The sequence below is a fragment of the Mycobacterium sp. TY814 genome (genome assembly GCF_030755175.1).
In the GTDB taxonomy this organism is placed as follows: domain Bacteria; phylum Actinomycetota; class Actinomycetes; order Mycobacteriales; family Mycobacteriaceae; genus Mycobacterium.
This window is the reverse complement of record NZ_JAUFRY010000006.1, coordinates 72,852-98,914: the sequence shown is the minus strand read 5'-3', so window position 1 is coordinate 98,914 and position 26,063 is coordinate 72,852. Positions and strand designations below refer to the sequence as shown.

The window sequence follows — 26,063 nt, the reverse complement described above, 5'->3', positions numbered from 1 at the left end:
TCGCGCGGCTAGGTAACCCCTATTATGGGTTGATCAACCCACTCTTTGATGCCGCGCTGAGGCCACGAGGAGGCACGGAGGGGCAAGCTGGTGTCTGTCAACGTCGGCATGCCCCGCGATGTGCAGTGGAACGACAAAACCGTTCACACCGGTATCTGGAAGAGTCCGGTCGCCGGGCCGGTGATGGCGCGCCGTCTCAATCTCGACGGCGACGGCCAGGGTGATCTCGGTGGTCACGGCGGCGAGCAGCGCGCCGTACTCGTGTACCAGACCGAGTCGTACGACTACTGGGCGGACTATCTGGCCCGAGATGACTTGCGGCCGGGCCACTTCGGTGAAAACCTCACGGTCTCCGGCCTCGCCGACCACGAGGTGTGCATCGGTGACCGCTACCGCATCGGGCATGCGGAATTCGAGGTTACCCAGCCGCGCGTCACCTGTTTCCGGGTGGGCATTCGACTGGGTGACGAGCGAATTCCGAATCTTCTCGTCGCACAGCGTCGTCCGGGCTTCTACTGCCGGGTCATCACAGAAGGCGACGTGCAGGCCGGCGATGACATCGTGCTGACCCGTCGCGGCCGCCACCGGCTCAGTGTGGCCGACGTCGATGCGCTGCTCTACCTGCCGAACCGCAACATCGAGCACTTGCGCAACGCCGTCGACGTCCCTGAGCTGAGTCCCGGATGGCAACAATCCTTCGCCGAGATGCTGGCTGCGCAAGACGGTGCAAGCTCCGTGGCGAAGGCCGCGCCGGGTGGTTTCCGCCGACTGAAAGTCACTGCCACAAGACGGGAAACGTCTTCCGTCCTCTCGATTCGGTTGACCTCCGAGGACGGAACTCCGCTTCCCCCTGCGCTTCCGGGTCAGTATCTGACCGTGCGTATACCCGGTGAGACACCACAGGTGCGCAGCTACTCCCTGTCCGGTGACCCGGGCGCCGCCGATTACCGCATCAGCGTCAAACGCGAGGAACACGGAGCGGTGAGCCGATGGTTGCACAGTCACGTCAAGCCGGGTGTTGTCCTCGAAGTCGCCGCGCCCCGGGGCGAATTCTGCCTCATTGCCGATGACAAGCCGGTGCTGTTGATCTCTGCCGGCATCGGCGCGACTCCGGTCCTGGCCATGCTGCATGCGCTGTCTGGCAGCGGCGCCCGCCTCTGGTGGCTGCACACCACAAGGAATCGAGCGACCGAGGCGTTCGCGGCGGAAGTCGCGAACCTGATCGACGGGCTGCCGAACGCGTCTTATCGGGTGTTTTACACCGAAACGCGGCAGCGGCTCGACGCGCGGGCGCTCGCCGAGCTGGACTTGCCGCTCGACGGCACCGCATATCTCTGTGGGCCGGCATCGTTCATGGCCGATATGCGGGCTGCGCTGATAGCGACCGGGTTCGCACCGGGCAATATCCACAGCGAACTGTTCGGCGCCCGGACGCCGATCAGCCCTGGCGTGGTCGATGCGGCGGGCCGGCCGCCGCACCAACCGGCCGGCGAACCCGGCGCCGGGCCGGCCATCACCTTCGCCCGCAGCGGGTTGACGGTCAACTGGTCAGCGCGGTACGGCTCGATCCTGGAGATCGCCGAAGCATGTGACGTGCCAACGCGTTTTTCGTGCCGCAGCGGGGTATGCCACGTCTGCGTCACCAGCGTGGTCGCGGGCACGACGACGTATATCCAGCCTCCCTTGGAGTCGCCCGGACCCGGCGAGGTGCTGGTCTGCTCGGCCGCCCCGGCGAGCGACCTGGTGCTGGACCTGTAACTACCGCGCGAACGAGGTCTCGCCGCCGGTGACGTTGAAGATCGAACCGTTGACGTAGCTGGCGTCCGGGGAGACGAGAAAGACCACCGCACTGGCGATTTCGTCGGCGTCGGCGATACGGCGCAATGCGGTCACCCCGGCCAGCTTCTCCAGGAGGCCGGGAGTGGCCTCCGTTCCGGGAGTGTCGGTGGGGCCGGCTGCCACGGCGTTGACCCGAACGCCCGATTCGCCGAACTCGTCGGCCCACACCTTGGTCAGCAGCTCCAGGGCGGCCTTCGTGGCGCCATAAATTCCGCCTTTGCGCTTGGGTGCCGAGGCGGCGAGGGTGCTGATGTTGACGATGGCACCGCGGCCCCGATCGGCCATGCCCGGCGCCAATTCCTGCACCAGGATGTACGGGGCGCGCATGTTGACGTTGACGTGCTCGTCGAAGACGTCGTCATCGGTGTCGACCGTGTCCCCGAAAATGAAGACGCCGGCGTTGTTGATCAGAATGTCGACGGGACCGGCTTCGGCCGCCAGTCGACGCACCTGGGCGGCATCGCTGAGCTCAGCGGCGACGAAACGTGCGGTAGCGCCGCCGCTTTCGATCTGCCGCACCACCTCGTCGCCACGCTCCGCACTGCGCCCATGCACCACCACCTCGGCCCCACGCTGCGCGAGCTGCAGCGCTATGGCCCGGCCGATTCCGGACGTGGCGCCGGTGACCAGGGCCCGGTAGCCGCCGAACGAGGTCACGGGGTTCAGTCTCGGGGCGCGGTGAGCGCGACCGATGCCTCGGCCGTGTAGCACAGGAAGGTCAGCGTCTCCTGCAGGTAGAGCTGCACGGTGTCGGCGTCGTGACTGAGGTAGCCGATCGACACGTCGGTGCCCAGCTGCAGATCGAAATCACCACCGCGAGTGGTCAACACGAAGGCGCCGTCGATGGCCGGCGCCCAGATGATGTCGCCGTCGACCAGCCGGTTCAAGTGCTCGAGGATCGGATATCCGTGTTCGGTGGTCTCGCTCACCTTCGTGTATGCCTCGGCCGGGATATGGCGCGGGTCGTTTGGCAGGGTCAGGGGCGGGTTGGAGCTGGCACTGCGGATGCCCTGGATCGACGCCGGGGCGTAGCCCTCGAAGATGCCGCGGTCCTCCACGAACGCCAGCTTCTTGGCGGCCACCTTCACCGGCTCCCAATCCGAGTCGTTGGAGCCGCGCTCGACGTCGTCGATCTCGTTGCGAGACAAGGTGAACGGGACCCGTAGCCGGACCAGCGGGCGGCTGTCGCGCAGGTGCGCGATCACGCCGTCGGTAGGCGATTCCAGGTCGATCAGGCGGCCGGTGCTGACGGCTGCCGTCACCGGGCCGCCGGGCTCGCTGACGTCCACCACGCGCCGGCCGGCGATGTGCCGCTTGAATGTCCGTGCTGCCTCTACTTCGATCTCCGCCCAGGCGGCTTCGGTGATCGGCGCCAGGTCGCGGTACAGGTTGTTCATCGAGAGGGTCCTTTCAGGCTGCCGATCGAAAGTGAGCCGTCATGTGAGGCCGGAGTCGCGGCCGGGGCCGGGGCCGGGGTTTGCGGCAGGGGCGGCGGATGGTCGAGGAAGTCGACGGTGGGGGAGAAGAACAGCCCGCCGGTCACCGCGGTGGAGAAATCCAGGACGCGGTCGGTGTTGCCGGGTGGATCACCGAGGAACATGTTGCGCAGCAGACGTTCGGTGACCGACGGGGTACGCGAATATCCGATGAAGTAGGTGCCGTACTCACTCTTGCCCACCTCACCGAAGGGCATGTTGTGCCGCACGATCTTCAGTTCGGTGCCGTCCTCGTCGGTGATCACGTTGAGCGCGATGTGGGAGTTGGCGGGTTTGACGTCGTCACCCAACTCGATGTCTTCCAGCTTGGTGCGTCCGATCACCCGCTCCTGCTCGGTCACCGAGAGCGAATCCCAGGACGTCATATCGTGGACGTACTTCTGCACGTGCACGTAGCACGAGCCGGTGAAATCGGGGTCCTCGTCTCCGACGGTGGTCGAGCTGACGGCGATCGGGCCGTCGGGATTCTCGGTGCCGTCCACGAACCCGAGGAGGTCGCGGTTGTCGAAGAACCGGAAGCCGTGGACCTCGTCGACCACCGTGACGGCGCCGGCCATCCCCTTGAGGATGCGCCCGGCCAGTTCGAAGCACACATCCATGGACTCCGCGCGGAGATGGAACAACAGATCGCCGGGGGTGGCTGGCGCGGTGTGGCGCGGCCCCGTCAATTCGGTGAAGGGATGCAACTCGGCGGGACGTGGGCCGGAGAACAACCGGTCCCAGGCGTCGGAGCCGATCGAGGTGATCGCCGACAGTCTCTTGGTCGGGTCGCGAAACCCTATCGCCCGCACCAACCCGGAGATGTCGGGCAGCGCATCGTGTACCGCCTCCTCGCCGCCGTCGTTGATGGTGGCTACCAGAAATATCGCGGCTGGCGTCAACGGAGCCAGTATGGGCTGCGGCTGCACGGCGGGCACAGGCAAGACCCTAACGCCCTTGCGCGAGGAGCGGTGCTTAACCTGGCTGTATGGTGGCCACCGCCTCGGGTCTGGGTGAATTCATCGATGCGTCCCCGTCGCCGTTCCACGCGTGCGCCACGGCGGCCGCCCGGTTGATCGACGCCGGATACACCGAACTCAGCGAGGTGGATCGCTGGCCCGATCAGCCGGGCCGCTACTTCACCGTGCGGGCCGGCTCGCTGATCGCCTGGTGTGCGCCCGCGAGTCTGATGCCGTTCCGGATCGTCGGCGCCCACACGGACAGCCCGAACCTCCGGGTCAAGCAGCACCCTGACCGCAGCGTGGCCGGCTGGAAGGTCGTGGCGCTGGAGCCCTACGGCGGTGCGTGGCTGAACTCCTGGCTGGACCGCGACCTCGGCATCAGTGGGCGGTTGTCGGTGCGCGACGGCAGCGGGGTCAGCCACCGCCTGGTCCGGATCGACGAGCCGATTCTGCGGGTTCCCCAGCTGGCCATCCACCTGGCTGAGGACCGCAAGTCGGTGACGCTGGACCCGCAGCGGCACCTCAACGCGGTGTGGGGCGTCGGTGACGCGTCGTTCGTCAGGTATGTCGCTGAGCAGGCCGGAGTGGATCCGGACGAGGTGTTGTCCGCGGACCTGATGACCCATGACCTGACACCGTCGACCGTGGTCGGCGCCGACGGCAGCCTGCTCAGCGCACCGCGGCTGGACAACCAGGCCAGCTGTTATGCGGGACTGGAAGCCCTGCTGGCCCAGACGCCGGACGCGTTCTGCCCGGTGCTGGTGCTCTTCGACCACGAAGAGGTGGGCTCGACGTCCGACCACGGCGCACAGTCCAACCTGTTGAGCACCGTCCTGGAACGAATCGTGCTGGCCGCCGGCGGCAACCGCGAAGACTTCCTGCGGTTACTGCCCGCCTCGATGCTGGCGTCCGCCGACATGGCGCACGCGACGCACCCCAACTACCCGGAGCGCCACGAGCCGGGACACCAGATCGCGGTCAACGCGGGCCCGGTGCTGAAGGTGCACCCGAACCTGCGCTATGCCACCGACAGCCGCACCGCCGCGGCATTCGCCATTGCCTGCGAGCAGGCGGGGGTACCCCTACAACGCTACGAGCACCGGGCGGACCTGCCGTGCGGATCGACGATCGGACCGATGGCTTCGGCGCAAACCGGTATTCCGACGGTGGACGTCGGCGCCGCCCAGTTGGCCATGCACTCGGCGCGGGAGTTGATGGGCGCGCACGATGTCGGTGCGTATGCGGCTGCACTGCAGGCATTTCTGGCGCCCGAGGCATAAAGTCGGCTGCATGGCACTCAATGTGGAGATGGTCACTTTCGACTGCGCCGATCCGGTGACGCTGGCCGGCTGGTGGGCCGAGCACTTCGGCGGAAAGACGCACGAGTTGATGCCCGGTGAGTTCATCGCCGTGATACGTCCGGAGGGGCCGCGGCTCGCCTTTCAGAAGGTGGCCGAACCGACCCCCGGGAAGAACCGGGTCCATCTGGATTTCGGCGCCGAGGATATGGACGCCGAAGTCGCCCGACTGACCGCCGCCGGCGCCAGCGAGGTCGAGCGGCACAGCTTCGGCGACAACTTCCACTGGGTGGTGCTCGCCGATCCGGAGGGCAACCAGTTCTGCGTCGCCGGCACCTGAGGCGGGAACCTAGACTGTCGGGGTGACGAGCCCCCACGTGACTGACACCGTCGAGCACGCCGCAACCAGCCCCGACCAGCCGCAACCGTTCCACGAACTGGGCCTCAAAGACGACGAGTACCAGCGGATCCGCGAGATTCTCGGCCGCCGGCCCACCGACACCGAGCTCGCGATGTACTCGGTGATGTGGAGCGAGCACTGCTCCTACAAGTCTTCCAAGGTCCACCTGCGCTATTTCGGTGAGACCACCACCGAGGAGATGCGCACCGGCATGCTGGCCGGCATCGGCGAGAACGCGGGCGTCGTCGACATCGGCGACGGCTGGGCGGTCACCTTCAAGGTCGAATCGCACAACCACCCGTCCTACGTGGAGCCCTACCAGGGCGCGGCCACCGGCGTCGGCGGCATCGTCCGCGACATCATGGCCATGGGTGCCCGGCCGGTCGCGGTCATGGACCAGCTCCGCTTCGGTGCCGCCGACGCGCCCGACACCCGCCGGGTGCTCGACGGGGTGGTCCGCGGCATCGGTGGCTACGGAAACTCGCTGGGGCTGCCCAACATCGGCGGGGAAACCGTTTTCGACGCCTGTTATGCCGGCAACCCGCTGGTGAATGCGTTGTGCGTCGGCGTGCTACGGCAGGAAGATCTGCACCTGGCGTTCGCCTCCGGCACCGGCAACAAGATCATCCTGTTCGGGGCGCGTACCGGGCTCGACGGCATCGGCGGGGTCTCGGTGCTGGCCTCGGACACCTTCAGCGCCGACGGGGGAGCGGAGAATTCGCGCAAGAAGCTGCCGTCGGTGCAGGTCGGTGACCCGTTCATGGAGAAGGTGCTCATCGAGTGCTGCCTCGAGCTCTACGCCGCCGGCCTGGTGATCGGCATCCAGGACCTTGGCGGTGCCGGATTATCCTGTGCCACATCGGAGTTGGCCTCGGCCGGGGACGGCGGGATGGCGATCGACCTGGACGCGGTGCCGTTGCGCGCCAAGGAGATGACGCCCGCCGAGATCCTCTGCAGCGAATCGCAAGAGCGGATGTGCGCGGTGGTCGCGCCGGAGAACGTCGACGCGTTCATGGACGTGTGCCGCAAGTGGGAGGTGCTGGCCACCGTCATCGGCGAGGTCACCGACGGGGACCGGCTCCGCATCACCTGGCACGGTGAGACCGTCGTAGACGTGCCGCCGCGCACCGTGGCCCACGAGGGACCGGTGTACGAGCGGCCGGTCACCCGTCCCGACACGCAGGACGCGTTGAACGCGGATTCCTCCAAAAAGCTGCCCCGGCCGGTCTCCGGCGACGAACTGCGCGCGACTTTGCTTGCGCTGCTTGACAGTCCGCATCTGTGCAGTCGGGCGCTGATCACCGAGCAGTACGACCGGTACGTGCGCGGCAACACGGTCCTCGCCGAACACGCGGACGGCGGAGTGCTGCGCATCGACGAAGCGACCGGGCGTGGCATCGCCCTGTCCACCGACGCGTCGGGGCGCTACACCAAACTGGATCCGTACACCGGTGCGCAACTCGCCCTCGCCGAGGCCTACCGCAATGTGGCTGTCACCGGTGCCACCCCGGTCGCGGTGACGAACTGCCTCAACTTCGGCTCGCCGGAGGACCCAGGCGTGATGTGGCAATTCTCCCAGGCGGTGCGGGGTCTGGCGGATGGTTGTGCCGCGCTGGGCATTCCGGTCACCGGGGGCAACGTCAGCTTCTACAACCAGACCGGGTCGACGGCAATTCTGCCGACCCCGGTCGTCGGTGTGCTCGGTGTGATCGACGATGTCAGCCGGCGCATCCCCACCGGCATGGGCACCGAACCGGGAGAGAGCCTGTTGTTGCTCGGCGATACCCGCGACGAATTCGACGGTTCGGTATGGGCGCAGGTGACGGCCGATCACCTGGGCGGGCTACCTCCGGCGGTCGACCTGCAACGCGAGAAGCTGCTGGCCGAGGTGCTGGCCGCGGGCTCTCGCGACGGCCTGATCAGCGCCGCGCACGATCTGTCCGAAGGCGGACTGGCCCAGGCCGTCGTCGAATCGGCGCTGGCGGGTGAAACCGGTTGCCGCATTGTGCTTCCCGAGAATGCGGATCCGTTTGTGGCGCTGTTCTCCGAGTCGGCCGGCCGGGCGCTGGTTGCGGTGCCGCGCACCGAAGAGAGCAGGTTCACCTCGATGTGTGCGGCCCGGGGACTGCCGGCCGCCCGCATCGGCGTCGTCGATCAGGCATCGGACGCCATCGAGGTGCAGGGGCTGTTCACGGTGTCGCTGGCCGAACTGCGAGCGACCTCCGAGGCGGTGCTGCCGCGATTCTTCGGTTAAGGCTTCGCGCACTGGGTTTGGCCGCTGTCCTGGTCGGCTGGAGCTTCGCCGGCCCGCGGTTGCCGGCTGCGTACCGCACACCGGTGCAGGCAGCCGGCGGCACCGTGTTGGCCCTGACGACGCGGGCGCCGTTGGGATTTCGCCCACCACGGGTGTGGGCCGGGGTGCGGCTGGGTTCGTCGGCGGCAGCGCTGGTGGCGGTCACGATCGCGGCGATGACGCCCGTTCCCCGGGTGCGACTGTCCATGTCAGCGCGCGACGTGCCGGCGTCGGTGCCGGGCTGGCTGGGCTGGCAGATACCGGTCGGCACGGTGTGGGCCGAGGAGGCCGCCTTTCGCGGTGCGCTGGGCGGCGCGGCCCGGCAGGCCTTCGGTGTCGCGGGTGGACGGCTGCTGCAGGCCGGCGCGTTCGGTCTGTCCCACATCGCCGACGCTCGATCGGCGGGCGAACCGTTGCTGCCCATCGTGGTGGTGACCGGCTTGGCGGGCTGGTTGTTCGGCTGGTTGGCCGAGCGCAGCGGCAGCCTGCTGGCGCCGATCCTCGTGCACCTGGCCATCAACGAGGCGGGCGCGATCGCCGTGGTGGCCGTACAGCGCCGAAAGTGGAACGGCTCACACGGCGCGCGATCGGGCGCGTGACGCCCTACACTTGTTAATTGCTTGTTAAATACCCAGCTAGAGGGGGCGCCGGTGCACAGACTCAGGGCCGCGGAGCACCCGCGGCCGGACTATGTACTTCTGCACATCAGCGACACCCACCTGTTGGGCGGGGACGGTCCGCTGTATGGCGACGTCGATGCCGACGGCCGGTTGGGTGAGCTTCTCGGACAGCTGAACGACTCGGGGGTGCGCCCCGACGCCATCGTCTTCACCGGTGATCTCGCCGACAAGGGGGAGCCCGCCGCCTATCGCAAGCTTCGCGACCTGGTTGAGCCGTTCGCGGCCGACCTCGGCGCCGAACTCGTCTGGGTGATGGGCAACCACGACGACCGGGCGGAACTGCGCCGACTGCTGCTGGACGAAGTGCCGTCCATGGCTCCGGTCGACCATGTGCGCAGGATCGACGGACTGCGCATCATCACCCTCGACACCTCGGTGCCGGGTTACCACCACGGCGAAATCCGGCCGGCTCAATTGGATTGGCTTGCACAGGAACTGGCGACACCGGCGCCCGACGGCACGATACTGGCCCTGCACCACCCACCGATTCCCAGCGTGCTGGACATGGCCGTCACCGTGGAACTGCGCGACCAGGCCCCACTGGGACGGGTGCTGAAGGGCAGCGACGTCCGCGCCATCCTGGCCGGGCACCTGCACTACTCGACGAATGCCACCTTCGCCGGGATTCCGGTCTCGGTCGCCTCGGCCACCTGCTACACCCAGGACCTCACCGTCGCCGTCGGCGGGACCCGCGGCCGGGACGGCGCGCAGGCCTGCAACCTGGTGCACATCTACCCGGAAACCGTTGTGCACTCGGTCATCCCGCTGGGCGGCGGAAACACCGTCGGCACGTTCGTCTCCCCCGGCCAGGCGCAGCGCAACATCGCCGAAGCCGGCATCTTCATCGAGCCGTCCCGGCGCGACTCGCTTTTCAAGCACCCTCCGATGGCACTGACGTCGACGGCACCGCAAGGTCGGGGCGACTGACCCCGGCCGGAACCTTCTCCCAGGGTGCGGGAATCGGAAAATACCGCTCCAGGAAGTCGATGACCCGTTCGGCGCGTTCGGCGGCGGAGACTTCGGGAAAGCTGCTGTCGTTGAGGCAGAAGAAGTGGTGCCGGCGATTCTTGCGCAGCTCGGGCAGCAGGCTCAGGCCCGCCCGGGTGGTCGTGTTCACGTAGCGGACTCTGGCCTTCTCCTGCGGAACAGCGCGACCGGTCAGCAACGCGTAGTAGTGATAAAACGAATTCGTCACCGAGATGTCGGTGCAGGAGCGAAATGCGCTGGCCTGCGTGCGGGCGAACTCGTCGGGAAATTCGCGCTCCATCTCCAGCAGGATGCTCTTGCGCAGCGGCACCGCGGTGTGTTCGAGATGGCGGGTGATGAGCTGCCCGAACCGCTCCACGAGCAATTGCCGGTTCACCCGGGCGGCGTTCTCGAAGCCGCTGCGGCCGGGGTGGTTGGCGCCCAGTCCGATTCGGGTATCGGCTTCGATGAACCTGCTGACCCCGCCGGGGGAGAAGAACATGCTGGGCCGCAGCGGGCGGCCGAAGAACATGTCGTCATTGGAGTACAGGAAATGCTCGCTGAGGTCGGCGATGTGGTGCAGCTGGCTCTCCACCGCGTGCGAATTGTAGGTCGGTAGCGCAGCCGGATCTGAAAAGTGTTCGATCGCAGGGACAATGGTGATCTTCGGGTGTTCGGCGAGCCAGGCCGGCGGCGCCGAATCCGTCGCGATGAAGATGCGGCGGATCCATGGGGCGAACATGTTCACCGAGCGCAGCGCGTATTTCAGTTCGTCGATCTGGCGGATGCGGGCCTCGGCATCGTCGCCTTCACCCACCACGTGTCCGGACAACCGGGCGGCCCGCTGGGCGCGGAACTCCGGGTCACTGCCGTCGACCCAGGAGAAGACCAGGTCGATGTCGAACGTCACGTCGCCGGCGTGCGGGGTGAACATGCCTTCCAGCGTCGGCCACTTATAGCCGTGGAGTTTGACGGTCGCGGGGGTGATTTCGTCGCGCGGGAGCACCCTGCGGGTCAGTGAGTTCTCCACCGGGCATCCGATGGCGTTCTCGTCGAACGACCAGAACTGCAGATCGACACCGAATGCCGGGCCGTAGCGGAATCCGCCGGGCGCAATCCTGCGCCGGTATACCCGCAGGACGCGCGGATCGGGCGAGGTGGACAGCCTGCCACCCGCAAGAAGCACCTGTCCGTCAACACTTTTCGCGTACATCGGTTCGGTGGCGCAGGCAACCGCCAAGGCCTGTTCGACGGCCGCGCGCAACCGGATATCGACGGCGAGGATCGGGCGATCCTTGTGATCGCGGACCAGAAGGTAGGGAATACCGTTCCGGGCCAACGTTTTTCGGAGAAAAACCAGATCCTCGATCTGTGCCTCATGCGGTGTGAGACTGGCCTCCACGCGCGCGATCCGGCCTCGACGGTTCACCGTAACGGGCGAACCGGGGACGGACCGGTCGCCGTCGCTGGAAAAAATTTTTGGCACCGGACCACCACCTCAGGTCGAAGTCACCCCAACATCCGCAGAATCCCACACTTGTGCCGGGATCGCGCGTCGGAGTGATAACTGTTGCAGGACAGTCGATTTAGTCTGGTTCCGATACCTGGACTTAACGGTCAGTTCACCTTGACGTCATGTGGATCGGCGAACCCGTGATCCGGCGGTGCGACGTCGCCGTCAGGGGTTGATGGTGTAGTCGCCGATCTGCCGGCCCCATACATAGTCGAGAAACATCGGTGAACCGATCTCGAAATGGTTGTAGGGAGCCAGGTCATAACCTGCGTCCATCACCAGATACGGAGCGGGCCACAGGTCCCTGGTGATCTTCTGCCAGCAGCCCGGTTTCCCGCCGGGGCCACCCCTGGTGTTGGTCCGGGGCAGGTTCTCGGGGTAGATGTACGGGCCCGGTGCTCCCGTGATGGCGCCCGCCGAGGTTGCCCCGAGTGCGTAGCCGTTGAACCCGAGCGCATTGCGGATCCTGGGCGCCACTTCGTCGTAGTTGCGGATCGTGCACACGATCTCGGGGCTGTACTCGTCGAGCAGCTGCGCCGTGGGAATGAGGTCGGCGGCTCCCCGTGCCAGGTAGGGCCCGGCGCGCTCGAACACCGGGGTCGCGGTGTCGGCGAATCCGGCGGCGGCCAGCAGCGCGGCGTCGAGATCGTTGCGCTGCTGACTGACGGTGTGTGCCGTGGTGCTCGCCGCGTCGAGCGCCGCCAGCAGCTCCGGTGCGGCGTCGGCGTAGATGTCACCCAGAGCCGCCAGGCGCTGCACGTCCAGGCGGGCCGCAGGCAATTGCGGGTTCAGGTCGTCGAGGATCGCGTTTCCGTTGGTCAGTGAGGTGCCGAACTTGTCGCCCAGCCCCGCCAGTGCCAGGCCGGCCGCGTTGAGCGTCAGATTGAGCTTGACCGGATCGACCTTCTCGGCGATGGCGGTCAGGGTCTGGAACAGTGTGTTGAATTCGGTGGTCACCTTCGTCGCATCGATCACGATCGACGGCGTGATATGTTGCGGCGCCGGTTCTTTCGGCGAGCTGAGCGACACGTATTTGTTGCCGAATACGGTGGTCGCCTTGATCTCGGCGGCGACGTTGGCCGGAATCTGCGGGATGTACTTGGGGAAGATGTCGAGGACCAGCTGGGCTGCCGGGACGCCGTCGCGGCTGATCTCGGAGATGGCGCCCACCCGGCCGATCTGCACGCCGTTGTAGGTGACCTTCGCGCCCGGATCCATCACCAGGCCCGCCCGGGGGGCTACCATCGTCAGCTTCGTCTTCGGGGTGAAGTTCCCGCGGAACTGCCAGTACAGCGCGCCCAGGACAAGCGTCAGCGCCACCAGCGCGACAAGGCCGATGGTCCGGTACGGTGGCCGCGCGCCCGAGCGACGACGCTCCATGATTCTGAGACCCTAGGGTATGGCCGCCCGTCAGAAAGCCGATCCGGCAAAGACACGGCAGGCCGTGTCGGCGATCGCCGACTGGCTGCGCGACGAAACCCACCCGATGCCCGAGCGGGCCGCCCTCGCCGCCGCTGTCCGTCTCACGGCCCGGACCCTGGCCGACCTGGCTCCCGGTGCCAGCGTGGAGGTGCGGATACCGCCGTTCGTCGCAGTGCAATGCGTTTCCGGTCCCCGGCACACCCGCGGCACGCCGCCCAATGTGGTGGAAACCGATCCGCGCACGTGGCTGATGGTGGCAACGGGGCTGATGGGGTTCGGCGACGCTGCCAACGGCGGCGCCCTGACTCTTTCGGGGTCACGTGCGTGTGAAATAGAACACTGGATGCCGTTGTTGCGTTTAACGCCTTGACCTCTACTGACCTGGAGTTTGTCGGGCGACACGCCCATCTTGTCCACCGCAACACGCGGTTCGGCATTGCGCAGGCCGCCCGCGGTGCCCGTAGACTCCGTAGACGTCACTAACCGCGCCCTAGGGAGCCGCCACGCCGTGACCGCGCAGCAGCCCGAAGAAGATTTCAGTTCGCCTCGTGAAGAGTGTGGTGTATTCGGGGTCTGGGCCCCGGGTGAAGATGTCGCCAAGCTCACCTACTACGGCCTGTACGCCTTGCAGCACCGCGGCCAGGAAGCCGCGGGCATCGCCGTGGCCGACGGATCCCAGGTGCTGGTTTTCAAAGACCTCGGCCTGGTCAGTCAGGTGTTCGACGAGCAGACGCTGGCCGCCATGGAGGGTCACGTCGCTATCGGGCACTGCCGCTACTCCACCTCCGGTGACACCACCTGGGAGAACGCCCAGCCGGTTTTCCGCAATACCGCCGCGGGCACCGGAGTTGCGTTGGGGCACAACGGAAATCTGGTCAACGCCGCCGAGCTGATGGCGCGCGCCCGCGACGAGGGCCTGATCGCCAAGCGGGCACCTGCCCCGGCGACCACCGACTCCGACATTCTCGGTGCGCTGCTGGCTCACGGAGCGGCCGACTCCAGCCTGGAACAGGCTGCGCTGGAACTGCTGCCGACCGTGCGCGGCGCGTTCTGTCTGACATTCATGGACGAAAACACGCTGTACGCCTGCCGCGACCCGCACGGCGTGCGGCCGCTGTCTCTGGGACGGCTGGATCGCGGCTGGGTGGTGGCTTCGGAAACCGCTGCCCTCGACATCGTCGGCGCGTCGTTCGTGCGGGACATCGAGCCGGGCGAACTGCTGGCGATCGACGCCGACGGGGTGCGTTCCACCCGCTTCGCCAACCCGACCCCCAAGGGCTGCATTTTCGAGTACGTCTACCTGGCCCGGCCGGACAGCACGATCGGAGGCCGGTCGATCCACGGTGCCCGGCTGGACATCGGCCGCCAGCTGGCGCGCGAGTCCGCGGTCGACGCCGACCTGGTCATCGGCGTGCCCGAGTCCGGCACACCGGCCGCGGTGGGCTACGCGCAGGAATCCGGCATCCCGTACGGGCAGGGCCTGATGAAGAACGCCTACGTCGGGCGCACCTTCATCCAGCCGTCGCAGACGATCCGTCAGCTCGGCATCCGGCTCAAGCTGAACCCGCTCAAAGAGGTGATCCGCGGTAAGCGGCTCATCGTGGTCGACGACTCGATCGTGCGCGGCAACACCCAGCGCGCCCTGGTCCGCATGCTGCGCGAAGCCGGGGCCGTGGAAGTGCACGTCCGGATCGCCTCGCCGCCGGTCAAGTGGCCCTGCTTCTACGGCATCGACTTTCCGTCCCCGGCCGAGCTGATCGCCAACGCCGTCGAGGACGAAGGGGAGATGCTCGAAGCGGTTCGGCACGCCATCAATGCCGACACGCTCGGCTACATCTCGCTGCGGGGTCTGATCGCGGCCACCGAGCAGCCCGCGTCGCGGCTGTGCACGGCCTGCTTCGACGGCACTTATCCGATCGAACTGCCCAGCGAGAGCGCGCTGGGCAAGAACGTCATCGAGCACATGCTGGCCAACGCCGCGCGCGGCGCCGGCCTGAGCGACCTGGCCGCCGCCCAGGACGCGCCGGACGTTCCGGTAGGGCGCTGACGCAGGCTCTGGGTAGGTAACCGTTACCGGCGGTGCCTGCCGACCGGTAGCCTTTATCGCGATGACGGATCCCGAACTGAGCGCCAAACGCGGCGCGGGCAACCAGGGCATCACCTACGCATCGGCCGGGGTGGACATAGAAGCCGGTGACCGCGCTGTCGACTTGTTCAAGCCGCTGGCGTCCAAGGCCACCCGACCCGAGGTGCGCGGAGGGCTCGGCGGCTTCGCCGGGTTGTTCGCCTTACGCGGTGATTACCGCGAACCGGTGCTCGCTGCCTCCACCGACGGCGTCGGCACCAAGCTGGCGGTCGCCCAGGCGATGGACAAGCACGACACCGTGGGCCTCGACCTGGTCGCGATGGTCGTCGACGACCTCGTCGTCTGCGGTGCCGAACCGCTCTTCCTGCAGGACTACATCGCGGTCGGCCGCACCGTCCCGGAGCGGGTTGCGGCGATCGTGGGTGGTATCGCCGAAGGCTGCGTGCGTGCCGGCTGCGCGCTGCTGGGCGGCGAGACGGCCGAGCACCCCGGGCTGATGGAGCCCGACCACTACGACATCTCGGCGACCGGGGTCGGCGTGGTGGAGGCGGACGACGTCCTGGGACCGGACCGCGTCAAACCCGGCGACGTCATCATCGGGATGGGCTCCTCGGGGCTGCACTCCAACGGGTACTCGCTCGCCCGGACCGTGCTACTCGAGATCGACCGGATGAACCTGGCCGGCTACGTCGAGGAATTCGGCCGCACGCTGGGCGAGGAGCTGCTGGAGCCCACCCGCATCTACGCCAAGGACTGCCTGGCGCTGGCCGCCGAGACCCAGGTCCGCACCTTCTGCCACGTCACCGGCGGAGGGCTGGCCGGAAACCTCGAACGCGTCATCCCGCACGGTCTGGTCGCCGAGGTGGACCGGGGCACCTGGACCCCCGCACCGGTCTTCGCCATGATTGCGCAGCGTGGCCGTGTGGCCCGGCCGGAGATGGAAAAGACCTTCAACATGGGTGTGGGGATGATCGCCGTCGTGGCACCCGAAGACACCGACCGCGCATTGGCCATTCTGACCGCCCGGCACTTGGACTGCTGGGTGCTGGGCACCATTTGCAAGGGTGGAAAGGAAGGCCCGCGCGCGACGCTTGTCGGGCAGCATCCGAGATTCTGAAGCGATGCGGTGCCGAGTGGCACCTGCGTCAGATCAGCGGCGCCAGGTGTCCTCGTCGTCCCATGAATCGCCCTCCACGCTGTCGGAGTCATCGGTGCTGGTGCTCGTCCCTGACAACTCGCGCTGAAGCCGCGTGAAGTCGGTCTGCGGGGAGCTGTATTTCAGTTCTCGAGCAACCTTGGTCTGCTTTGCCTTAGCCCGGCCGCGGCCCATGGGGGGACCCCCTCGCGAAATAACGGAGCGGCCTACGAGTAGGCGGCTCCGATCTCTAGTGTCGTTATTGTCCTGACGACAGCTTACCGTGCCGCGCGGCCGAAGGTGGGCGCGCCCTGCCCAGCCGCACATGGCGGATGTCACAGTGTGATTGAGCGCTGGGGCGCGCTGCTTATCGGGCGCTGCCGCGTGACGCTCTATCGGGCGCCGCCGCGTAGCCGATCCACCGCCAGCCGGCCGGCGCCCACCTCATTCAGCGGTGGCAGCGAGTCCGCGTCGATCACGGCGGCCACCTCGCCGTCGGCCCCCGTCGTCAATTGTGTGTCGGCGGGGATGCCGCGCTTGACCAGCGCCAGTGCCACCGGTCCCAGGTCCACGTGCTCGACCACCGTTCCCAGCCGTCCCACCGCGCGGCCGCCGGCGAGCACCGCGGCACCGGTCGACGGCCGCTCTGCCGAACCGTCGAGGTGCAGCAACACCAGCATCCGGGGCGGCTTGCCCAGGTTGTGCACGCGAGCCACCGTCTCCTGGCCGCGGTAGCAGCCCTTGTCCAGATGCACTGCGCCCTCGCCGGGCCCGCCGATCCAGCGCACTTCGTGCGGGATGGTGCGCTCGTCGGTGTCGACGCCCAGCCGCGGGCGCAGGGCGGCCACGCGGTGGGCCTCGTAGGCCCACACCCCGGCCGGACGGACCCCGGCCTGGGCCAGTCGCTGCCGCCAGTCGGCCGCCGAATCGCGCGGTACCAGCAGATCCAACTCGATCGGACCGTTCGGGGTGCTCGGCATCCGGCGCAGGAATCCACCGGCCGGCAGTGGCACCGCTGACCATTCGGGTGGGAGGGCGTCCACCCCCAACGCCGCCAGGATCGGCGGCTCCGCCAGCCGCGGCCCGATCAGCGACAGCACCGCCAGATCCGCGGCGGCCGCCGTGACGTCCGACCAGAAAACCATCTTGCGCAGGTACGCCAGCAGCGGTTCACCGCGCCACGGTTCGGTGTCCAGGTAGGTGGTGCCACCCAACTCGGTCTGCAGCCAGTGATCCTCGACCCGGCCCTGGCCGTCCAGGCTGAGGTTCGCTGCGCTGGCGCCCTCCGGTAGCGCGCTGACGTGCTGCGTGGAGATGCTGTGCAGCCAGGTTTGGCGATCGGCTCCGGTCAGCGTGATCACGGCACGGTGCGAACGGTCCACCAGAATGGCGTCGGTCTGACTCGCCCGCTGCTCGCCGAGTGGGTCGCCGTAATGCCAGATCGCACCGGCGTCGGGGCCGGGATCCGGGGCAGGGACTGGGTTCATGTGTCAACTCTACGGCGGCGTATCCCCGCCAACGGCCGAGCGTGAAGCCAGCCGCACACTCGGCGCCGAGCGTGCAGCCAGCCGCACGCTCGCCCAGGGTGCGGGCGGTTAGGCTCACTCCCCATGACGGGTGTGGTCGTCACTCTGGACGGCGAAGTTCTCGACTCGGGGACCCCATTGCTGCATGCCGACGACCTGGCGGCGGTGCGGGGCGACGGAGTCTTTGAGACGCTGCTGGTGCGTGAGGGCAGGGCATGCCTGATCGAGTCGCACCTGCAGCGACTGACCCAGTCGGCGAAGTTGATGGACCTGCCCGAACCGGACCTGGACCGGTGGCGGCGGGCGATCGACGCGGCGACCGGGCAGTGGCTGAGCATCTCCGACGACGAGGCCGCGATGCGCCTGGTGTACAGCCGCGGCCGGGAGAGCGCGCCGGCGGCGTCGACCACCTACGTGATGGTCAACCCGGTGCCGGATCGGGTGAACGCGGTGCGGCGCGACGGTGTTTCGGCGATCACGCTCGATCGCGGATTGCCGGCGGGCGGCATCGACACCATGCCCTGGCTGCTGGCCGGCGCCAAGACGCTGTCGTACGCCGTGAACATGGCCGTCCTGCGCTATGCCGCCCGACAGGGCGCGGGCGACGTCATCTTCGTCAGCACCGACGGCTACATCCTGGAAGGGCCCCGCTCCACAGTGGTCATCGCTGTGGAGGGCGAGGACGGCCGCCCCTGCCTCCTCACCCCGCCACCGTGGTATCCGATCCTGCGGGGTACCACCCAGCAGGCACTCTTCGAAGTGGCACGCGACCGCGGGTACGACTGCGACTACCGTGCGCTGCGACCCGCCGATCTCGTCGCGGCACAGGGCATCTGGCTGGTGTCGAGCATGACGCTGGCCGCGCGCGTGCACACCCTCGATGGCCGCCTGCTACCGAGGGCCCCATTCGCCGATACGTTCGCCGAGCTGGTTGACGCCGCGATCGTCATTGATCGCTGAGCGCTTAAATCTGTTGTCGCCGGGCCGGAGTCGCGGTAGCGTCGGCTTTACACAAGAGAGGAGGTGGTCCGCGAAATTGATAGCTTCATGGACATGTGAGGTGGCTGCGCGCTAGCTGCATTGGCTCGGAAGAGTCAGCGATTTACGCGCGCTGGCGAATTTCCCGCAGCCACCCGGCCCTCGAGCGTCCGGTCTGTCCAACCGGAGCGTCGCTCGGGGGCCGCTCCATTTTCGCCGCCATTTTGCGCCCGCTTTCCGGGCTTTCTACTTGTTCGCCCTCGCCGCGATCTGATCGGCGAGTTTGGCGCCGCCGTCGGTGATGTCGTTTCCGCACGCCTGAACCTCGATGACCAGGTCGCCCGCCGCGCTGAGGGCATGCTGGCAGGTGCGGCTGTTGTTGTCGGTCTCCGCACGCGTCATCGTGATCTTCGGCGCGGCGCCATTGACTTCGCCGAAGCTCCACTCGGTGCTCTTGCTCGGACCGGTGAACGTGACGGTCTTGTTGGCGCACGCCCGCCACTTCCCGGCGGACGACTCGACGAATGCGCGAGCCTTCTCCGCCGAGGGGAACTTCGCGACCGCCTCGACCACCCGGTGGGCGTCACCGGAGGACTGAACGACCTGGCTGTGGATCGCGGTCGGGTCGTGCGGCCGGTACACCGACTCCTGGAACGGTTCGAACGCCGACAGACATTCCGGATCGGACAACGTGCCCTGCGGCGCCCGCAGCTGGTCGCTGCGGGCGCTTTCCTTCATGTTGGGGTCGCCCAGCACGTTCCCGATGTCGGCGGCGCCAAGCAGGACGGACTCGGTTTCGGCCGGAGCGGCAACCCCGTTGGGCACGCCGTTGGATTCCCCACTCGGCTTCGACGCCGCCGGCTTGCGGCTGTTTCCGCCGCCGGTGGCGAACACCACGATCAACACGATCGCCACCACAGCGGCCAGCGCCGCGCCGCCGATGATGAGCAGCTTCTTGCTCGACTGCCCGCTGTCGGTGCCGGCCGCAGAGACCGCCTGACCGGCGGCGGGGCGGGGCTGGGGTGCGGCCGCAGGAGCGACAGCGGCGGCCGCCTCCGGGGCCTTTGCCGCCGTTTCCTTGGCTGGCGGCGCTTCTCCTGGGCCACCGTCCTTGGCCTCGATCTCGGCCAGCACATTGTCGATTTCGGTCCGGGTGCGGTAGGTGACGTCGTGGCGCATGCGCAGCATCCGCAGCAGCTGTGCGATGTCGCTGCGCGCGCTGGGGTCGTCGCCGTCCTCGTCGAGCCCCGATCGCAGCTCCACCAGCAGCTGCAACTGCGTCTGAGGAGTCAGCTCTTTCTCCGACAGGGTGTTGCCCAGCCGCATGATGTAGCCGAACGGCACCGGCGGCTCTTCGGGCAGCGGCGACGGAAGCGGGGCGGCCTTCTGGATCATGGCGTGGATCGCGGTGACCAGCTGGATGCCGGCGTCCACCGTGGGGTTCTGGTAGTCGATGATCTGCAGCGTCGAGACGGGATTGACCCGGACGCTGTCTACGGGGCCCACCTGGACGGGCAGGATCGGGCGATTGAGAGCCTGGGCGTAGCGCAGCTCGGCCTGGCTGGGCTTGGACTGCAGCCAGTTGTTGGACAGCGCGACGATGAACACATCACAGGAGCGGATCTGCTCCAGGATCGCGTTCCACCAGGCGTCCCCACCACCGAGTTCCTGGTCGAACCACACCTTCTGCTGAGCGCGCTTCAACGCGGTCGTCAGCGCGTCCAGCGACGTCCTGTCCTGGCTCGAATAGCTGATGAATATGGCCACGGAAGTCTCCTCAATTGAGGGCAGGGGGAAGCTGATACGGCGAAACCGTCATGCGACGGTAGCGCATGGTACTGGCCGCAGCAATCGGCTCTGGCAAACCAGCTGCGGCGTGCCGCGGCGATCAGTCGGCGGCGGGGACATGCGCCTCGTCCGGGGGGTGGAACTCGGCGTAGCGCTGCGTGAATTCATGCCCCGGCACCGGCCACTGCTCGCCTTCGGATCCTCGCACCACCCAGTCGCCGTCGGCCGCATTCGTGGGGCCCTCCAGCGTGTTGATCGACTCGCCCGGTTGTGCCGGACGGGCCTGGACTCGCCCTTTCCGGCGCCAGAGCCCGTCGCCGGCGGATTCGTAGGTCGCGTGGAAGATGTCGTCGCGCACCGACCAGGTCTTGCCGTCCGAGCGCACCTCCCAGTCGCCGGCGTCGGCGTGCATGGTGTGCCCGGAATCCGACGTCCACGTCCAGGGTGCGGTGCGTTGCTCGGCGGACACCGTCCCGACCCGTGTGAAGGTCCGCCACAGTGGGCGGGACCGGTAGCCGAGTTGGCGCAGGCTCCACAGTGTGGCCGCCAGGCTGCGTACCGCGGCGCTGAGCAGGTCCGGGTTGTTTTCGACGGTGGACCAGTCCACCAGCTTGTCGTGGATCTTGCGGGAGTCGTCGCGGGGCGTGCCGTACTTCCAGCCGTTGCGGCGGTAGTACCGGCACCAGTCCTCGTGCTCGGCCTGCGCCATGGCCAGCGCCGAGTACCGGTCGAAACCCATCAGCGCGAGTTGCTCCAGCGGCGGCGCGTCGGCCATGTCGCGCCCGGACAGTTGGGCCGGCGGGCTGCCCCAGGTGTTCCAGGTGTGCCCGGCGACCTGTTCGACCATCCACAACGCGTTGCGTACCTGTCGCCTGTTGGAGCCACGGTAGAACTCGTCGAGCTCGATCCACGGCACCGAGGCGGGGCCACGCGGCCAACTGGGATCGATGGTGGCGACGTACCGTTCGTGGATCAACCGGGCGGCCCGTTCCCAGGCATCCTGGACCTGACCTTCACGGCTGTCCAGCACCAGGGAGTAGGACTGCAGCATGCCGACCACCTGGATGGAGTCGTCGGCGATGCTGGTGTTCAGATCCGAGGTGTAGACCGGCATCTCCGGGAAGCGCGCGGCCAGCCTGGTGCCGGTGGTCGCGGTATGGGTGTCGACCAGGATCACGGCGCTGGTCGTGGGGTCGGTGTCGCCGATCAGGCGCAGGATGGTGGGGATCGTCGGGCCCTCGGACACCGCGTCGATCGACGGTCCGTCGGAGGCGAATCCTGCTTGCTGACGGTAGAACTCGTGATCCTTCAGGTACTCCTCGGCGTCGCGTTCCACCAGCGTCAGCGACGGCAGCGGCACCGCACCCGGGGGCGTGTAGAAGTCACGTTCCAGCGCGCGACGGGTCAGGTCCGCACATAGCGCCAACGTCAATTGTGAAGTGCCGCAGACGAACACACGCTTGGTGCGGCCGGTCGCGATGATCCCGTCCAACAACCGGCTTGCCGTGACCTCGTACTTGCCGACCACATCGGCCGCCCATCGGGTGTCGGATCCGCCGAACTGCTGGGCACGCCAGGCTTCGGCCAGCCAGGGGTCGTCGATGCGCACGATCAGCGGCAGCCGCCTCTTGTGGGCGACTTCCGCGAGCCGGCGGCTGATCAGGTCCAGCCACAGCAGGTTGATGGCCGGGTCGGGCGCCATCAGATAGAGCCGGCTGAGGTGGCGCCACAACCGCAGCGACACCAGCGTGGCCGGTGTGTTGAAGTCGACGAGCACCACACGGGCGCCCATCCGGCGGACCCGCTGCACCCGGTCGTCGTTGGCGCTGGTGATCACGACCAGGGTGCCGCGCCGGTCCAGCGTGCGGGCGACGCCGCTGATCATCGACTCGGTGTCGTCGTCGACCCCCACGATCGCGGTGACGGAATCGGCGAAGTTGGCCCGCAGCCGGTCGACCTGAGACCGGAAAACTCCGACCACCACACCGCCCAGGCCGGTGAAGATCGCCGAAACCGCTGCCATTCGGGCCAATTCGAGACCGACCGGTGTCGGGCTGGGGCAGATGTGTCCGCCCAGCGAGTAGTCGCCGCTGCTGCCTTTGATCAGCTGGGCGGTCAGCATCAGCGGGGTGAAGACCGCCGGATGGTTCTCGTCGTGACAGTTCCAGTACGAGCTCAGTCCGAGAATCGCGCTCATGGTGATCAGCACCGCAATCACGGTGAACGAAACCCCCACCAGGCGGTGGCTGGTGTTGGACCGGAAGGTCATTACACACACCGTGACCAGGACGGCGACCACGATCGCGGTCGTCGACATCGATCCCGGCCGGCCGAACCAGGCCAGCCCGGACGGCAGCAGGTCGAGAATCGCGGGCTGAAAGGCCACCGCCGCCAGGTACCCGATCAACAGGACGGCGAGGATGGACATGCTCCAGCGCACCGGGGGCGGGGCGATTCTCTTCTGGCCCATCGAACCTCGCTTCCGGCGGCCTGCTAGGACGCGAACAGTACACGCGCAAGTGCGCGGGAAGGCAACAAGAAGTTCGCGGCCGCGGCTACTGTGCGAGCCGGGTGTCAGCCGACGAAACGGGACAGTCGAGCCGACAGATGCGGGACCAGGCCGCCGTCGGCGTCCACCCGTTCTTCGACGTAGGCGAGATCGCCGCCCTCGACGATGCCGTAGAGCCGTTTGGCGCCGCCGACCAGCACGCCGGACCGGCTCCTGGCCAACGCGTCGGTGACGAGTTCCCACGACGACTGGTTGCGCGGGCGGCCGTAGAACAGCTCGACGTAGCCGGCCGAGTGCGCCAGCAGCAGCTCGATGGCCTGGGATTCGCTCGGGTCGTCCGGATCGGCGACGAATCGCCAGAAGCCCGTCTCACGCAACGCCGGCTGGTGGTACTCACCGGCGTCGTCGAGGCGCCAGGACCGGGCTTCCCAGTTCAGGTAGTCACCGCCGTCGTGGGAGACCACGATCTGCTGGCCGAACCGGTAGTCGCCGTCGTGAGCACGACCCTCGCCCTCGCCGCGCCACACGCCCACCAGCGGCAGCAGCGCCAGCAAGGCGTCGTTGAGGTTGGCGCCTTCCCGAAGGTTCGCGGTGTCGGCAGGCACCGGCAGGTCGTCGTACGCGGGGATATTCCGGGTAGCGGTCAGTTTCGCCCGCTCCGCCGCCTGCGACAGTTCGTCCGCGGCGTCCTCACCCTCGGTGGAGGTCACGACTCGTCGGTGATCAACCGATACAGCGCATACAGCGCGAACCAGGAGATGACCACAGTCGCGAGGACCAGCATGATCTCGAAGAACAGCACCACGTGCTCGAGTCTATGCGATCACCTTCGCCGTTGAGCCTGCCCTGTGGATGGCGACGCCTGAATTCGAGTTGGACTTCGTCACCCGCCCAGTGCGCAGCGGGCCCGTCAGGCGACCTTGATGTCCACCTCGTGAATGCCGGCACCGGAGGGCGCCACCACCGCGTCGCCGTTGCCCACCCGGGACAAGGCACGCAGTGTCCATGAGCCGGGTGCGGCGAAGAACCGGAAGTCACCGGTCGCCGACGCCACGACCTCCGCGGTGAACTCGTCGGACGAGTCCAGCAGACGGACGAAAGCCCCGCCGACGGCCTGGCCGTCACCGTCCACGACACGGCCGGTGATCACGGTTTCCTTTTCGAGGTCAACGCTGGCCGGCAACGTCAGTCCTTGCTTCGGTGCAGTGCACATCTCAGTTTCCCAACTCGATCGGGGCACCCACCAGGGAGCCGTATTCCGTCCAACTGCCGTCGTAGTTCTTCACGTTCTTGTGGCCAAGCAATTCCTGCAGGACGAACCAGGTGTGCGACGAACGTTCCCCGATCCGGCAGTAGGCAATCGTTTCCTTGGTTCCGTCCAGTCCGGCGTCGGCGTACAGCTTGGCCAGCTCCTCGTCGGACTTGAAGGTGCCGTCCTCGTTGGCGGCCTTGCTCCACGGAACATTGATGGCGGTGGGGACGTGGCCGGGTCGCTGGCTCTGTTCCTGCGGCAGGTGCGCGGGCGCCAGGATCTTGCCGGAGTACTCGTCAGGGGAGCGCACGTCGACCAGGTTCTTCGTGCCGATGGCCGCGATGACCTCGTCACGGAAAGCACGGATGGAGTTGTCCGGTGCGGCCGCGGTGTAGGAGGTGGCGGGCCGGTTCACCGCGTCGCTGGACATCGGGCGGCCGTCGAGTTCCCACTTCTTGCGGCCGCCGTCGAGCAGCTTCACCTTGTCGTGGCCGTACAGCTTGAAGTACCAGTAGGCGTAAGCCGCGAACCAGTTGTTGTTGCCGCCGTACAGGATCACGGTGTCGTCGTTGGAGATGCCGCGGTCGGACAGCAGCTTGGAGAACTGCTCTGCGTCGACGAAGTCGCGCTTGACCGGGTCCTGCAGGTCGTCTCGCCAGTCCAGCTTGATCGCGCCGGCGATGTGGCCGCCGTCGTAAGCGCTGGTGTCTTCGTCCACCTCGACGAAGACGACATTTTCGGCATCCAGATTGCTCTCAGCCCAGTCGGCGGAGACCAGGACGTCGGAGCGTGCCATGGGGGATCCTTTCGATTTCTACTAACGGGCAGCGTGGTGAGATCGCCTGGGTACGCCTGTTGCGCAAGGAAGACATGCCACGGTGAGGGACCTGGCCGCTCCGAGCCTGCGCAGAAAGGCGCGGCTACTCAGCAGCTACAGCAACAGCAACAGCACGCGACGCGGCACAGCGAAACCGTGCGGCGCTTGGTGAGCACAAGCTCGATGCGGGCTGACACGCCGGTTAGCTTACCCAATGAAACAGTGATCAAGCCAACAGCGGCGGAAGGGGCGGCGGTCGCCCGCGTCACGACCGCTTGAAGCCTTCCAGCGAGACCGTGACTCCCCTGGTAATGCCTTCGATGATGACGTCGGAACCGCGGGCTCCGACGGTGTTCGGCGCCACCCCGAACGGAAGCCTCTGATTGGGCAGTCTGGTGGCGAACGCCCGGAGTACCGCGTCGCGTTTGTCGTCGGGAACGGCGCGGTCTTCGGTGTCGGGCCCGGTGAGCACGCCGGTGGGAGTGATCACCAGCGTTGCCGGGTCATCGGGAGCGATCGACAGATCAACCGAGATGCTGACCCGGTGCTCGAAGTCGGCCGACTTCGGCGGGGTGCCGCTGAACACGAGGCCGTGGCTACCCGATATCCCGGACTCGGTGGTCCCGCCCGTGGCGTCGTTGGATTCCTGGGGTGGGGCCTCCACCATCAGGTCGGTGATGCCCATATAGCGGCCCAGATGCACCGAGTCGATGATGATCCGGCTCTCCAGCTTGCCGACCGGCAGCTTGGCCTCGGGCCTGATCAGCCAGGACGCGTCGGTCAGGTCGACCGAATGCATGGTGGCCTCGAGGGTGGCTTTGCCGACGGCTGCGTGATCGACGGCTCCCGCCTTGATCTCCAGCTGTGTGTAGTTGTGGCGCATCGCCTGCGGGATGAACGGGAAGGCGATGATGGCCACGAACGGGTCGGAGCCCAGGTCGGCGGCTCTGCGCACCGTCGTCGAGAGCCGGTATTCGGCGTAGATGCTGGCGCCGTAGTCGACGCCGACCGCGCCGAGTGCGATGACGCCGACGGCGATCGCCGCGGCGGTGGCAGCGGCCAGGACTTTACGCACGCGGACATTCTGACATCGCCGTGTTGGGTTGCTCACAGTCGTCTCGCGG

The 26,063-nt window shown here is 67.4% G+C and carries 23 protein-coding genes; 10 read left to right on the top strand and 13 right to left on the bottom strand.

Annotated features, from left to right (window positions below):
- Positions 1-108: 108 nt before the first annotated feature.
- The gene (locus QXH22_RS29765; protein ID WP_306277857.1) at positions 109-1,758 is read left to right on the top strand and encodes an MOSC and FAD-binding oxidoreductase domain-containing protein; all 1,650 of its coding nucleotides are present in this window, start codon (positions 109-111) and stop codon (positions 1,756-1,758) included.
- On the opposite strand, the gene QXH22_RS29760 is transcribed toward QXH22_RS29765, so the two are convergent.
- Genes QXH22_RS29760 through QXH22_RS29750 form a run of 3 tightly spaced genes read right to left on the bottom strand, consistent with a single transcriptional unit; the run spans position 1,759 to position 4,258 of the window.
- A complete protein-coding gene (locus QXH22_RS29760) occupies positions 1,759-2,496 on the bottom strand; it encodes an SDR family NAD(P)-dependent oxidoreductase (protein ID WP_306277801.1) in 738 nt (245 codons plus the stop codon).
- 5 nt (positions 2,497-2,501) lie between these two features.
- Positions 2,502-3,236 (bottom strand): family 1 encapsulin nanocompartment shell protein, encoded by a 735-nt coding sequence (locus QXH22_RS29755; RefSeq protein WP_306277800.1) that lies wholly within the window; start codon positions 3,234-3,236, stop codon positions 2,502-2,504.
- Complete coding sequence (locus tag QXH22_RS29750; RefSeq protein WP_306277799.1) at positions 3,233-4,258, bottom strand: Dyp-type peroxidase; 1,026 nt, start codon at positions 4,256-4,258, stop codon at positions 3,233-3,235. The genes QXH22_RS29755 and QXH22_RS29750 overlap by 4 nt, the downstream gene beginning before the upstream one ends.
- A gap of 44 nt (positions 4,259-4,302) precedes the next feature.
- Here QXH22_RS29750 and QXH22_RS29745 point away from each other — a divergent pair, with 44 nt between their 5' ends.
- From QXH22_RS29745 to QXH22_RS29725, 5 genes are read left to right on the top strand one after another with little or no spacing between them, the layout of a single operon-like run.
- On the top strand, positions 4,303-5,556 hold the full coding sequence (locus tag QXH22_RS29745; RefSeq protein WP_306277798.1) for a M18 family aminopeptidase: 1,254 nt from the start codon (positions 4,303-4,305) through the stop codon (positions 5,554-5,556).
- Between the two features lie 10 nt (positions 5,557-5,566).
- On the top strand, positions 5,567-5,914 hold the full coding sequence (locus QXH22_RS29740) for a VOC family protein (RefSeq protein WP_306247647.1): 348 nt from the start codon (positions 5,567-5,569) through the stop codon (positions 5,912-5,914).
- A 37-nt stretch (positions 5,915-5,951) separates the two neighbouring features.
- Entirely contained in the window at positions 5,952-8,228 is a 2,277-nt protein-coding gene (purL, locus tag QXH22_RS29735) for a phosphoribosylformylglycinamidine synthase subunit PurL (RefSeq protein WP_306277856.1), read from the top strand.
- Positions 8,216-8,866, top strand: a complete 651-nt coding sequence (locus QXH22_RS29730; RefSeq protein ID WP_306277855.1) for a CPBP family intramembrane glutamic endopeptidase — start codon at positions 8,216-8,218, stop codon at positions 8,864-8,866. Before purL ends, QXH22_RS29730 begins: the two co-directional genes overlap by 13 nt.
- Before the next feature lie 51 nt (positions 8,867-8,917).
- Positions 8,918-9,874, top strand: a complete 957-nt coding sequence (locus QXH22_RS29725; protein WP_306277797.1) for a phosphodiesterase — start codon at positions 8,918-8,920, stop codon at positions 9,872-9,874.
- On the opposite strand, the gene QXH22_RS29720 is transcribed toward QXH22_RS29725, so the two are convergent.
- Both QXH22_RS29720 and QXH22_RS29715 read right to left on the bottom strand, forming a co-directional pair.
- A complete protein-coding gene (locus tag QXH22_RS29720) occupies positions 9,819-11,399 on the bottom strand; it encodes a stealth family protein (RefSeq protein WP_306277796.1) in 1,581 nt (526 codons plus the stop codon). The two genes, QXH22_RS29725 and QXH22_RS29720, sit on opposite strands and share 56 nt — an antisense overlap.
- Positions 11,400-11,591: 192 nt before the next feature.
- The gene (locus tag QXH22_RS29715; protein ID WP_306277795.1) at positions 11,592-12,806 is read right to left on the bottom strand and encodes an MCE family protein; all 1,215 of its coding nucleotides are present in this window, start codon (positions 12,804-12,806) and stop codon (positions 11,592-11,594) included.
- Positions 12,807-12,825: 19 nt separating this feature from the next.
- Here QXH22_RS29715 and QXH22_RS29710 point away from each other — a divergent pair, with 19 nt between their 5' ends.
- From QXH22_RS29710 to purM, 3 genes are all read left to right on the top strand, one after another.
- On the top strand, positions 12,826-13,218 hold the full coding sequence (locus QXH22_RS29710; protein WP_306277794.1) for a sterol carrier family protein: 393 nt from the start codon (positions 12,826-12,828) through the stop codon (positions 13,216-13,218).
- A gap of 138 nt (positions 13,219-13,356) precedes the next feature.
- Positions 13,357-14,895: an amidophosphoribosyltransferase gene (gene purF / locus QXH22_RS29705; protein ID WP_306247657.1), complete on the top strand. Its 1,539-nt coding sequence runs from the start codon at positions 13,357-13,359 to the stop codon at positions 14,893-14,895.
- Positions 14,896-14,956: 61 nt separating this feature from the next.
- Positions 14,957-16,051, top strand: a complete 1,095-nt coding sequence (gene purM, locus QXH22_RS29700) for a phosphoribosylformylglycinamidine cyclo-ligase (RefSeq protein ID WP_306247658.1) — start codon at positions 14,957-14,959, stop codon at positions 16,049-16,051.
- A 33-nt stretch (positions 16,052-16,084) separates the two neighbouring features.
- On the opposite strand, the gene QXH22_RS29695 is transcribed toward purM, so the two are convergent.
- Positions 16,085-16,264, bottom strand: coding sequence for a DUF3073 domain-containing protein (locus tag QXH22_RS29695; RefSeq protein WP_306247660.1), 180 nt, complete (start codon positions 16,262-16,264; stop codon positions 16,085-16,087).
- Positions 16,265-16,461: 197 nt separating this feature from the next.
- Positions 16,462-17,556 (bottom strand): folate-binding protein YgfZ, encoded by a 1,095-nt coding sequence (locus QXH22_RS29690; protein WP_306277793.1) that lies wholly within the window; start codon positions 17,554-17,556, stop codon positions 16,462-16,464.
- Between the two features lie 132 nt (positions 17,557-17,688).
- On the opposite strand from QXH22_RS29690, the gene QXH22_RS29685 reads away from it, so the two are divergent.
- A complete protein-coding gene (locus tag QXH22_RS29685) occupies positions 17,689-18,555 on the top strand; it encodes an aminodeoxychorismate lyase (RefSeq protein WP_306277854.1) in 867 nt (288 codons plus the stop codon).
- A gap of 264 nt (positions 18,556-18,819) precedes the next feature.
- Here QXH22_RS29685 and QXH22_RS29680 read toward each other — a convergent pair whose 3' ends face one another.
- The 6 genes from QXH22_RS29680 to lmeA form a co-directional block, all read right to left on the bottom strand.
- Positions 18,820-20,340 carry a sensor domain-containing protein gene (locus tag QXH22_RS29680; protein ID WP_306247664.1) on the bottom strand — a complete coding sequence of 507 codons (1,521 nt, stop codon included), beginning with the start codon at positions 20,338-20,340 and terminating at the stop codon, positions 18,820-18,822.
- 121 nt (positions 20,341-20,461) lie between these two features.
- Positions 20,462-22,831, bottom strand: coding sequence for a RyR domain-containing protein (locus QXH22_RS29675; RefSeq protein WP_306277792.1), 2,370 nt, complete (start codon positions 22,829-22,831; stop codon positions 20,462-20,464).
- 104 nt (positions 22,832-22,935) lie between these two features.
- Positions 22,936-23,580 carry an FABP family protein gene (locus QXH22_RS29670; RefSeq protein ID WP_306247668.1) on the bottom strand — a complete coding sequence of 215 codons (645 nt, stop codon included), beginning with the start codon at positions 23,578-23,580 and terminating at the stop codon, positions 22,936-22,938.
- A 200-nt stretch (positions 23,581-23,780) separates the two neighbouring features.
- Positions 23,781-24,083: a DUF1416 domain-containing protein gene (locus QXH22_RS29665; protein WP_205874850.1), complete on the bottom strand. Its 303-nt coding sequence runs from the start codon at positions 24,081-24,083 to the stop codon at positions 23,781-23,783.
- Position 24,084: 1 nt separating this feature from the next.
- Entirely contained in the window at positions 24,085-24,918 is an 834-nt protein-coding gene (locus QXH22_RS29660) for a sulfurtransferase (protein ID WP_306277791.1), read from the bottom strand.
- A gap of 286 nt (positions 24,919-25,204) precedes the next feature.
- Positions 25,205-26,014, bottom strand: a complete 810-nt coding sequence (gene lmeA / locus QXH22_RS29655) for a mannan chain length control protein LmeA (protein WP_371934352.1) — start codon at positions 26,012-26,014, stop codon at positions 25,205-25,207.
- Positions 26,015-26,063: the final 49 nt, after the last annotated feature.

What these genes read in the sequence shown, in the direction of transcription:
- QXH22_RS29765 (WP_306277857.1), top strand. Translation starts at nt 109, where the DNA reads ATGCCCCGCGATGTGCAGTGGAACGACAAAACCGTTCACACCGGTATC.
- QXH22_RS29755 (WP_306277800.1), bottom strand. Translation starts at nt 3,236, where the DNA reads ATGAACAACCTGTACCGCGACCTGGCGCCGATCACCGAAGCCGCCTGG.
- QXH22_RS29745 (WP_306277798.1), top strand. Translation starts at nt 4,303, where the DNA reads ATGGTGGCCACCGCCTCGGGTCTGGGTGAATTCATCGATGCGTCCCCG.
- QXH22_RS29740 (WP_306247647.1), top strand. Translation starts at nt 5,567, where the DNA reads ATGGCACTCAATGTGGAGATGGTCACTTTCGACTGCGCCGATCCGGTG.
- QXH22_RS29715 (WP_306277795.1), bottom strand. Translation starts at nt 12,806, where the DNA reads ATGGAGCGTCGTCGCTCGGGCGCGCGGCCACCGTACCGGACCATCGGC.
- QXH22_RS29710 (WP_306277794.1), top strand. Translation starts at nt 12,826, where the DNA reads ATGGCCGCCCGTCAGAAAGCCGATCCGGCAAAGACACGGCAGGCCGTG.
- purM (WP_306247658.1), top strand. Translation starts at nt 14,957, where the DNA reads ATGACGGATCCCGAACTGAGCGCCAAACGCGGCGCGGGCAACCAGGGC.
- QXH22_RS29695 (WP_306247660.1), bottom strand. Translation starts at nt 16,264, where the DNA reads ATGGGCCGCGGCCGGGCTAAGGCAAAGCAGACCAAGGTTGCTCGAGAA.
- QXH22_RS29690 (WP_306277793.1), bottom strand. Translation starts at nt 17,556, where the DNA reads ATGAACCCAGTCCCTGCCCCGGATCCCGGCCCCGACGCCGGTGCGATC.
- QXH22_RS29675 (WP_306277792.1), bottom strand. Translation starts at nt 22,831, where the DNA reads ATGGGCCAGAAGAGAATCGCCCCGCCCCCGGTGCGCTGGAGCATGTCC.
- QXH22_RS29665 (WP_205874850.1), bottom strand. Translation starts at nt 24,083, where the DNA reads ATGTGCACTGCACCGAAGCAAGGACTGACGTTGCCGGCCAGCGTTGAC.
- QXH22_RS29660 (WP_306277791.1), bottom strand. Translation starts at nt 24,918, where the DNA reads ATGGCACGCTCCGACGTCCTGGTCTCCGCCGACTGGGCTGAGAGCAAT.